This is a genomic window from uncultured Methanobrevibacter sp., assembly GCF_902801725.1.
Classification (GTDB): Archaea; Methanobacteriota; Methanobacteria; order Methanobacteriales; family Methanobacteriaceae; genus Methanocatella.
Window position 1 is genome coordinate 1 of sequence record NZ_CADCJB010000058.1, and the last position, 7,123, is coordinate 7,123.

A 7,123-nucleotide genomic window follows, 5' to 3' on the forward strand; every position below is an offset into this window, starting at 1 on the left:
TAAAACACTTTCTGATGAATCTTCACTTAACTTTAACGTTTCTGACGTCGCATTATCATCTGCCGCACTTGCCGCTCCCACAGCAAGTATTGCAAGAAGTAATATCGTCAATATGATTGTCTTTTTTAGCTTCATGATATCACGAAATAAAATTAATTAATATGCTTTTTATCTTTGTTTATGAAGCTATTTATAATTTTATGAAATGCTTTCGCTTTCATTCAAAAAAAATTGTAAAGTATGAACTTTTTAAAAAAATAAGGGATAGGGTTTTCAAACCCTATTCGTAATATTCCTCTTCGGTATTGTTGTATGATGTTGAATTGCTCTGCTTGACCTTTGAAAAGACCACTCCGACCTGTTTGTCCAATTCAACAGTTGTTGTGTTCAGCACTGGCTTGTTCCAGCTGATTATGTAAATGTTCTTGCCTGTGTTGTTTGCAATCAGTGAATCGATGTCATTTCCGTTGTAGGTCTTGAAGTCATAGAACTTATGCAGCCTGTTCATGTTCTCCCCCAGTACGTGATCCACATTCAGGCAGTACATGTCTGTCTTGTTGGCGTAATCCAAAAAGTACATTATCATGTTCTGGCTAGGTATGATGACCATTGAATTGGGATCCTGTGTTATGTTGTCGAGAACAGCCTTCTGGCTCAGTCCGTCCTGATAGATTGTATCGTTAGATGAAATTGTTGTGGCAAGTCCTGTAATGAGAAGGAGTCCTACAAGAGCTCCTGAAATCATGAACATTCTTCTGTTTTCGATTTTGGTCATGATGACAGAGATTGTAAGCCACATTATTGCAGTTGCCGGAAGAAGGTATCTCACCATAAGTATGGGCTTGACGACGACTGAAAGGATAACGCTTAAAACGATTGTTCCCACATAAACTCCTATTCCGCTTAAAATCAGGAACCTGTCCTCTTTGGATATGTTTCCCTTTTCGGTTTCCTTTGAGTAGATATATATTAGTGTTGCCAGGATGAGTATTGCAACTCCGCTGAAAAAGGCGTCTGAAGTGTATGCGTAATATCCGAAGGAATTCATCAGTGTGGGTGCGCTGACTTCAGGAATCCAGTAGCTTTGATGAACCTGGGTCACCTGAATAATCAGTGAAGGAATCCAAGGGATGTAGAGAATGACTGCAGCGGCGGCGGATATTGCCCACATCTTGAGTTCGTCCTTTTTGAATTTGAAAATGTATGCAAAAAGAATGATGTAGATGCATGCTGCAGATATTGCCGCAAAATGATGCGTGTATGCACACAATGCTGAAAACACGCTTAAAACGGCCCATGCCTTGATGTCATTGGTCCTTATGATTTCTGCAAATGCAAGAAAAGCAATTAGAATAAATAGAATTGCCCAGCTGTACATCCTTGCAATGAGAAAGTGTGTGAAAAACTCGCTCATGATTCCCAGAGAAAGTGTAAACAGTCCGGCAGTAAGCCAGCCGTAATCCTCTCTGATTTTAACAGCTGAAATGACCAAAATCAGAATGTATGGTATAATCGAGAGAATCCTTATGCTGAAAAGAAGATCCATCCCGGTCATTGAGGCAAACTTGGCCGCCATCTTTCCCAGAAGATAGTACAGCGGAGGATGCACGTCCCATGTTGTGACTGTCAGAATATCATGAATCGGGAGTGTGACAAGTGTCAGCGAAAAGTACTCGTCGATGTGGATGATAAGCTGATTTAGGGGTGTCAGGAACATGTAGCCCAAAATCAGTATGCTTGATGCGAAAAATATTATTCCCAAAATGTCTTTTTTACTGTTGTAGATTTCCATATTGGTAATTTTGGTGATAGTGATTATTATTATTTGTGCCTATTTTTTTTAAATAATCCTTTGATATTAAGAATGCCTTTTGAATTAATCTGCTGTTTCAATAATTTGTTTTGCCTATACAATCTGTGATTTTCCCTGTATAATTTTATTTTGACTCTTTCGGATTTGTCCAATTCATTTGTAATGGCAGTTTCGATTAAATGTGTTTTCGGCAAGTTCAGTGAATTGATGTAGACTTCCTTCAGGATGCTTTCCCATTTATCAAACAGGTTTTCAGAGTCGATTTCCATTAAAACTTTTTGACGGGCCAGTCTTCCCATTTCGATTGCTTTATCTGGATTGTCCAGTAAATCAAGCATGCATTCAGCCAAGCTGTCAACATCTCCCTGTTCAACCAGATAACCGTTTTCATCATTGATGATGAAATCTGCAGGACCGTAATGGATGTCATAGCTGATTACTGGTGTGGAGTTGAGCATTGATTCCAAAACAACCATTCCCAATCCTTCGAAATTTGATGTAAATAGCGTTGCAAGGGAAGAAGACATCTCTTCGGAAACATTGTCGCTATGTCCTTTAAATATTACTTTATCATTAAGGCCAAGCTCATTTACTAATGATTTCAGTTTTTTCTCTTCATTTATCTCTGAAGGGGTTGTGGCTCTTCCGAAAATTTCTAATTTTGCTTTGTCGTTTTGTTTTGAAACTTCGCTGAATGCCTTGATTGCATCGGTGATGTTTTTCTCAGGGCTCAGCCTTGCAAAAAGTGAAAGTTTGTTCAAATCTTTTTTTATGTTGTTGTCCTGATTGTATTTTGAAAGCTCGATGATGTTTGGAATCGCTTTAATTCTGCTAACGTTAAATTCATGAATTAAGTCGTCTTTAAGTCCTTCGGTCAACACAACAACATAATCCAGTTGGTCCACATTTTCCAAAATGGAAAAATCATCTCTGATTGGGCTTCCGTAATGGTGCTCTCCGGTATATGGATTTGTGTGGATGCTTGCAATCTTATAGGCCAAATCGGAGTCGATATTGTTGAAGTTTGGAACGATTCCTGAGTTTTCATTAACCAGAAACGGTTTGTTTTCACAGGTTATAAGAATTTCCGTTATAAAGTAATCATAAAATTCAAATTGATCTTTGAATTTGATTTCCTGATTAAGCTGTCTGTCGATTAGGGTAATGTTGTTGTAATTTTCTATTTCTAAGAATTTGAATCCGTCATTGGTGAAAAAATATTCCTTGAATGGATGTCCATTACGGTAATGCTTGATGGAGTAATAGTTGTTTGTGTAGTGTTTGCTTTTTACCAGATTTCTGCTTAAGTTGGTGGCATAGTAATTCAATACTGTGGATTTGTCACTCTTTTCTTCTCTTTTAACAATCATGTTGTCTGAATTTTCCACCTCTGGTTTTATATTGTTGTCCAATGTGCTTTTGATGGACAGATAATCAAAAATATTGATGATATCTACGGATTCGTCAAGATAATTGTTTTCATGGAAGTTTTGGGTGATGTATTCGCTGTTTTTTCCATTGTCTATGTTTAATAATGTGATATTGTATCCGTGTTCGGTTAAAAGATTTGCACGGTTGAATGTTGCTTTTGCAAGCCCTCCGATTTCCATGTCAAAGCCATAAAACAATAAAAATATTCTTTTTTCCTTGAGTTTATTGATGATGATATTTTCATCATAATTAAAGTCTAATTTTTCAGACAGTTTTGAAGCATTATAAAAGTCTTTTTTAGCTATCAGCGCTAAAAATTCATCCAAGTATTCTGGTGGATGTATTCTTGGCGAAGCTATAAACTCTTCAAACAGAGGATTTGCCATATGTAGCAAGTCAATTTTGTCTTTAATAGGTAAATCACTTAAAACAAATTGTTTAATCCAAAAGAATAGGTTTCTAGGTCCAATCCATGCATAGTCTTCATCATGTTCTTTTGCAATGTTTAAAACTGCAGTATATGATTTGATAAAACCTGCAAGAACTGATTTACTTTTTTTGGATGTAACTGAATCGCTTTGACGAGGAATATATTCAACGACAGGAGTGTTTATGAATTCTATGCCTCTTGCCTTAAGAAGGCTTTCGGTTACGAAAACAAGGTCCTGAGCCGGAACTCCAACAAGAAAGTCAATGTCCTCTTTTAGGATAAACTCCTTTTTAAAGATTTTCGACCAAACTGAAGGTGTTGTAAGCAGGAGGTTAAAGTTTTCATCAATGCATTGAACTTGACAGGATTCCCCATCCTCTAATTTCAGGATGTCCCAGTTATTTCTGATAGTCTTTGAGTCCCTGTTTATGTCATAGTTGCCTGAAACGAGTTCCAAATCATTTTCACTAATTCTTTTGTATAGAATTTCACAGGCATTTTCTAAAAAGATATCGTCAGGGTCTAAAAACATAAGATAGGGGGCGGTTGCATTTTCAATACCTACGTTACGTGGTTTTCCTGCAAAACCGCTATTTTCACTAAGGCAAATTGATTTTACATTATTGTACTTTTTAGAAAAGTCTCTAATGATGTCTGCACTGTCATCTGTTGATTTGTCATCAACAAAAATTACTTCTATGTTTTCAAAGCCTATTGTTTGTGATTTAATTGAATCGAACGCATTTTGAAGCGTATCTCCAACATTAAAAACTGGTACAATAATTGAAATCTTATACATATTATCTTAGTTTTTCTAGAATCAAATCCATTTTGTTTTCTATATCATCCATTCTGTTTTCCAAATCGGTTTTGGTTTCGGTTTCAGGCTTTTGGGCTATTACAAAACTGTCATACCATGGATCTGAAATTTTGTCTGTTGTTGTTCCAGATTCCAATATTTCAAACTTGACAAATTTTGCCAAACTTCTAACTCCATCCTCATTGAATCTGTAGCAATCATAAGGGTTTTTGTGAATTGGACCTTTGCTTGGAACGATAATGCAACATAAACCACCGGGTTTGAGAACTCTGTTAATCTCTTCCATTGTAAGCCAAAAAAATTCCATATGCTCAAGTGCCTGGCCGGTCACGACAACATCATATGTATTTTTTTCAATTTCATTCCAGTCATATGGGTCTTTAACAACTATGTCAACGTTATTCCCTTCTTTCAAATCCATTCCGTGATATGTCCATTTTTTTCCGTTTAAAATCATTTTATAGTTATAATTGCCAGTTTTATCAAATGATCCGATATCCAATATTTTCAATTCGTCATTTGAGTTTAGATAGGACTTTTTGAAATCTTCCATTTTCATCATTGAACTTTTATGCATTTGCTCACATTCCTTTAATTAAAATTTGTTTTTCAATTTCCATAATTTTGATGATTTTATTTCATTTAACTCAGAAGTTAACCTTTCATTCTCTTCGGATAACTCTTTATTCACTTTTTTTAAATGAATGTTGTCCTCTTGAATTCTGTTAGGTTGTATATTTAATTTTGAAATTTCATTTTTAACGTATTTCAAATCTGATATAATTTCTGAGTCAAAATTGAAAGTTTGATAAATACTATTTAGTAAATCACGATTATTATATTCTCCGTTTTTCATTCTTTCAAAATACTGTGAAAAATTAGGATTGTTTTTGAAAATCTCTTTACCGGATAATTCATCAAATAATTCTGATGAAAAAATTTCACTTAACTCAGCATCATTGCAGTCTTCACAGTAATATTCGCTCATGACTCTTTCAGTAAAAAAATTGAGGTGATTGTGGAAAACTATTTCCTGAATATTGTCGTCAACGCCATGTTTTTCAAATAGGTCACTTGCAAGTAGATATGCTTTTATCAGGCCATAAAAATACTCGTTGGTCAGCTTAAGAGTAACTGATTCGTCACCTAAATTTCTAAAATATGTGTAAAAATTATTCAGTGTCAATGCATTTCTGGAATTGAGAAGTGATTCCAGTAAGAAGACCAAATCCTCTCCGGGGATTCCTTCCGGAAAGTTTATACTGTTACTGATTAATAGGTGTCTATTGAATAATTTTGCAGATATTGCAGGATTTATGTTAAGCAATTGTGGATTTGAAACATTTTTAAAAAAGCTTTCGTTGTTATGCAATAACGGTGGATAGTGCTCAAAAACTCCGTTACTGTAAACGTTAATATGGCCTCCAATAACTATGTCTGTATTGTAGAATTGAATTTTTTCATATAAAACTTCACAGGCATTGACTAACAGTTCATCATCTCCATCCAGGAAAAGAACATAATCTGAAGTTGCCTTTCCAAGGCCAATATTTCGGGGAACACCGGCATAACCACTGTTTTCGCTGGTTGAATACACAGTTACATTTTCATATTTTTTGGAAAAATCCTCTAATTTGCTTAATGTATTGTCTGTGGAATTGTCATCGACAAATATGACTTCAATATCCTCAAAACCGATGCTTTGGCATTTGATGGAATTGAACGCCTTGTCAATTGTGTTTTCCAAGTTGAATGTTGGAATAATAATAGATAATTTATACTTGCTCAAGTCAATTCCACCTTAATATTTCATTCTGCACTGAACAACTGTATCTGCCAGGAATGTCCAAGGATTTTCTTTAATGATATTGAATTCATATCCCAAATCCAGATTGGCAACCCATGGGATTATATCAAAGTAATCTGAAACCTTATGATACATGCTGATAAAAAGAATAGGTTTTTGTGTTTTAATTGTGTTGACTGCTCCTTCAAGCAAATCCATTTCGGCTCCTTCAACATCAATTGTGATGTATCCGACTTCCAAGTTATTTTCCTCAACGAATGTGTCGATTGTAGTCTCCTGGACTTTAATTTCTTTGTCATAGCTTCTTAAGTCTGAATCGCTTGTGATTCCCTGCACATTTTCCCCTGAAAGGAACAGGGTTCTCTCGCCATCCATATTTCCAAGTGACTTGTTTATGGGAATGATATTTTTGATGTCGTTATCAGCAATATTTTTTTCAAGTATTTCAAATGATTCCTTAAATGGTTCGAATGCATAAACGTTTTTTGTTGTTCTTTTAGATAAGGGCAGTGATGTATCTCCTGTAAATGCTCCTGCATCAATGATATCCTTGTTTTTAATGTATTCAAGGTCATTTTGTGAGAGTCCGACTTTGACAAAGGGGTGCAGGTTATAGTCTCCTGTGAATTTGTATCCTGCAATGCCATCTTCAGTTGCATTGTTTGCCTTGAACTCTGTGAATTTCTTTTGATCGTCCAGTTCGTAATTGAAATACAGTGTATCTCTTTTTATCATGTTGATGGTCATTGCACGAAGCATATACCATTTGAATACTTTTCTTGCATAGGTTGGCAGGTGTTTTGTAACCTCTTTAATCTTGTC

At 35.4% G+C, this 7,123-nt stretch carries 5 protein-coding genes; all 5 read right to left on the reverse strand.

The genetic code is table 11. The features are described from left to right. Nucleotides 1-280: 280 nt before the first annotated feature. Nucleotides 281-1,792 (reverse strand): hypothetical protein, encoded by a 1,512-nt coding sequence (locus tag QZV68_RS09665; RefSeq protein WP_296880797.1) that lies wholly within the window; start codon nucleotides 1,790-1,792, stop codon nucleotides 281-283. Between the two features lie 29 nt (nucleotides 1,793-1,821). Next, nucleotides 1,822-4,473, reverse strand: coding sequence for a glycosyltransferase (locus QZV68_RS09670; RefSeq protein ID WP_296880798.1), 2,652 nt, complete (start codon nucleotides 4,471-4,473; stop codon nucleotides 1,822-1,824). A gap of 1 nt (nucleotide 4,474) precedes the next feature. Continuing rightward, entirely contained in the window at nucleotides 4,475-5,071 is a 597-nt protein-coding gene (locus QZV68_RS09675; protein WP_296880799.1) for a bifunctional 2-polyprenyl-6-hydroxyphenol methylase/3-demethylubiquinol 3-O-methyltransferase UbiG, read from the reverse strand. Nucleotides 5,072-5,089: 18 nt separating this feature from the next. Next, a complete protein-coding gene (locus QZV68_RS09680) occupies nucleotides 5,090-6,283 on the reverse strand; it encodes a glycosyltransferase family 2 protein (protein WP_296880800.1) in 1,194 nt (397 codons plus the stop codon). A 12-nt stretch (nucleotides 6,284-6,295) separates the two neighbouring features. Then, nucleotides 6,296-7,123 (reverse strand): FkbM family methyltransferase (locus QZV68_RS09685; RefSeq protein WP_296880801.1); only part of this gene is annotated, 828 nt, incomplete at its 5' end.

What these genes read in the sequence shown, in the direction of transcription:
- QZV68_RS09665 (WP_296880797.1), bottom strand. Translation starts at nt 1,792, where the DNA reads ATGGAAATCTACAACAGTAAAAAAGACATTTTGGGAATAATATTTTTC.
- QZV68_RS09670 (WP_296880798.1), bottom strand. Translation starts at nt 4,473, where the DNA reads ATGTATAAGATTTCAATTATTGTACCAGTTTTTAATGTTGGAGATACG.
- QZV68_RS09675 (WP_296880799.1), bottom strand. Translation starts at nt 5,071, where the DNA reads ATGCATAAAAGTTCAATGATGAAAATGGAAGATTTCAAAAAGTCCTAT.